Consider the following 2,646-nt stretch of genomic DNA (forward strand, 5'->3'; position numbering starts at 1 on the left):
TGTCAAGGGCCATTGAGTTCTGCCCATAGGCGGCCAGTGTTTCTTCCCGCTGGTGGCCATCAGAACTGCCCACTGGTGGCCAGCTGGTTTGCCCGTTTGGGTGGTGGTGCTGGCCACCGTGATGGGATCAGTTCAGTGGCATGACTCCCTTCCCGGCCATTGCCTGGGTCATCCGTACGGAGTCTCCGGTGGTCTGGCACACGTGGGCGTGGTGCAGGAGCCGGTCCACGGTGGCGGTGGCCAGGGTCTTGGGCATCAGCTCGTCGAAGCCGGCCGGGTGCAGGTTCGAGCTGATCGCTACGGAGCGTTTCTCGTAGGCGGCGTCCACGATGCGGTAGAGGCCCTCGGCGGCATCGTCGGCGACCGGCAGCAGGCCGATGTCGTCGATGACGATCAGGTCGGCGCGCAGGATTCGGGCGACGGCTTTGGTGATGGTGTCATCGGGCCGGTGGGCCCGGATCATCGCCCCGAGGTCCTCCAGGGTGAACCAGGCCACCCGCTTGCCCTCCTCCACGGCCTGCTGGCCCAGGGCCTCGAGGAAGAAGGTCTTGCCGGTGCCGGAGGGCCCGCAGACCACGAGGTTCTCTCTGCGCGAGAGCCATTCCAGGGTGCGCAGGGACTGCTGGGTCGGGGCCGGGATCGAGGAGGCGCCCGGATCCCAGGTCGTGAAGGTCTTGCCGGTGGGGAACCCGGCGGCCTTGCGCCGGGCGGCGAGCATGGATCGGGCCCGACCGGTGGTCTCCTCGACCAGCAGGGCCTTGAGGACCTCGGCCGGCTCCCAGCGTTGGGCCCGGGCGGTGGCCAGTACCTCGGCGGCGATACCGCGGGCGTGGGGCATCTTCAGCTGCCGCAACAGCGCCTCCAAATCGGCCGGCAGCGCCGGTGCGGCGGTGTTCGGGGTGTGGATGCTCACCGGGCTGCCCCCTCGGTGTTGGAGGTACCGAGGCCGGCCCAGCCGGCGGTGCCCTGGGTCAGGGACCGTTCCTCGGTGGCGGTGTGCATCCCGGTGCGGTGGCCGGCGGCGGTGAGCAGGGAGGCCAGGTCGCCGTGGGCGAAGCGCTGGTGCACCGCGGCCACCCCGAGGGCGCGGTCGACCTGGTCGGTGCCGGCGAGCTTGGCCAGGGTGACGGCCTCGGCCATCTTCTGACCGATCCGGCTGGTGCCGGCCGCGGCGGCCTCCAGCAGCCAGGTCCTCGCTCCGGCCCCGATGGCCAGGAACTCGGCCTCCGCCGCCGAACGGGGCACCGGGGTGTAGTCCCCGGGCACCTTGTCCGTCTCGTGGCCGGGGAAGTGCGCGTCGTCGATGGCCGGGGACCCGGGCCGGGCCACCCGGTGCCGGGCGACCTCCACCGGCCCCTGCGCACCGGCGTGCATGATCACCACCATCGAGTCCGGTCCGGTGCCGTGATGGCGCACGAACACCTCGGCCCCGAGCAGGTGCGCGGGCACCGAGTACTGGGCGTTTTCGAAGGAGACCATCGGCGTGTTCTCCGGCACCTTCCGTCCCACCCCGTAGGCCACGGTGTGCGCCGTGGCGGGGATCCGATGCAACGCGCTGGTCTCCTCGGCGAGCATGTGGTCCGGGCGGCGCCGGGTCACCCGGTGCTCCCGGGAGTTCACCATGGCCATGAACCCCGCGCAGGCGGCCTCGAGCTCAGCGAACGAGGCGTACTGGTCCCGCAGGTTGGTGTCCTTCGGGACCAGGTCGGCCTTGGCCAGCTTCACCGCGTTCTCCACCCCGCCCTTGGCGGCCGGATCCGCTGGCTGGCAGGTCAGCACCTCCACGCCGTAATGCCGAGCGAACGCCACGGTGGCCTGGTTACGCACCGGCACCCCGGCCACATGAGAGACCGTCACTGTCTTCTCGTTATCCGTCAGCACATAGGTCGGCGCGCCCCCGATCAGCCGGAAGCACCGGTCCAGGGCGGCGAACACACTCGGAGCCGTCCTATCACGCAGGGCGATGACGATCCGGTAGCGGGACCAGGCCAGCCAGGCCACGAACAGCACCGTCTTGGCCCCGTCGATCGCCGGCCCATCGCCGAAGTCGTACTGCAGCCATGCGCCCGGCTCGGTGATCCAGGGCCGGTGCACCCGGCGCTTCCCGGCCCGCCAGGCGGCCTTCACCTCGGCCACCGCCCGCCGGGTGGAGCGCTCAGAGCCGGTGTAGCCCATTGCGGTGAGCTTGGCGTGCACGACATCGGCGCGGATCCTGCCCGTGGAGGCCTCGACCCATTCCTCGATCTTGGGCAGCCAGACATCGGTGACCTTCGGGCGGCTGGCTCCGGATCCAGGGGTCTGGCCGGCGTCGCGGGCCCGCACCAGCCGGGCCACGGTGTGATGGGAGCAACCGGCCAGCTCGGCGGCGCCCCGCAATGACTTGGTCAGGTCATAGGCACTGAGTATTTTCATGGTTTCTGCGGCATCCTTCATTCAGGGCCTCTTCCTCGCTGGATTCGATTCGACACCGATATCCAACCCGGGGAGGAGGCCCCCGCCGGCTCACGACGCGGCGGGCAACGAGCAACGCGGGCAAACCAGATGGCCAGCACCGGGCAGTTCCCGTGGCCATCACTGGGCAGTCCTCATGGCCGTCAGCGGGTCATTCCCTGGCCACCTATGGGCAGCTTTTCATGGCCGCTTACA

2 protein-coding genes are annotated in these 2,646 nt (G+C 70.0%); both read right to left on the minus strand.

Features of this window, described 5'->3' with window-relative positions:
• Positions 1 to 127 precede the first annotated feature (127 nt).
• Entirely contained in the window at positions 128 to 913 is a 786-nt protein-coding gene (gene istB, locus J1M38_RS11455) for an IS21-like element helper ATPase IstB (RefSeq protein ID WP_010078636.1), read from the minus strand.
• Positions 910 to 2,433, minus strand: a complete 1,524-nt coding sequence (locus tag J1M38_RS11460; protein WP_206482092.1) for an IS21-like element ISMlu14 family transposase — start codon at positions 2,431 to 2,433, stop codon at positions 910 to 912. Before J1M38_RS11460 ends, istB begins: the two co-directional genes overlap by 4 nt.
• Positions 2,434 to 2,646: the final 213 nt, after the last annotated feature.

Origin of the sequence: Micrococcus sp. KRD070, from assembly GCF_017168435.1 — a bacterium.
GTDB classification, from domain to species: domain Bacteria; phylum Actinomycetota; class Actinomycetes; order Actinomycetales; family Micrococcaceae; genus Micrococcus; species Micrococcus luteus.

Bases quoted from the DNA above. Each gene is read 5' to 3' on its own strand.
- J1M38_RS11460 (WP_206482092.1), bottom strand. From the start codon at position 2,433: ATGAAGGATGCCGCAGAAACCATGAAAATACTCAGTGCCTATGACCTG.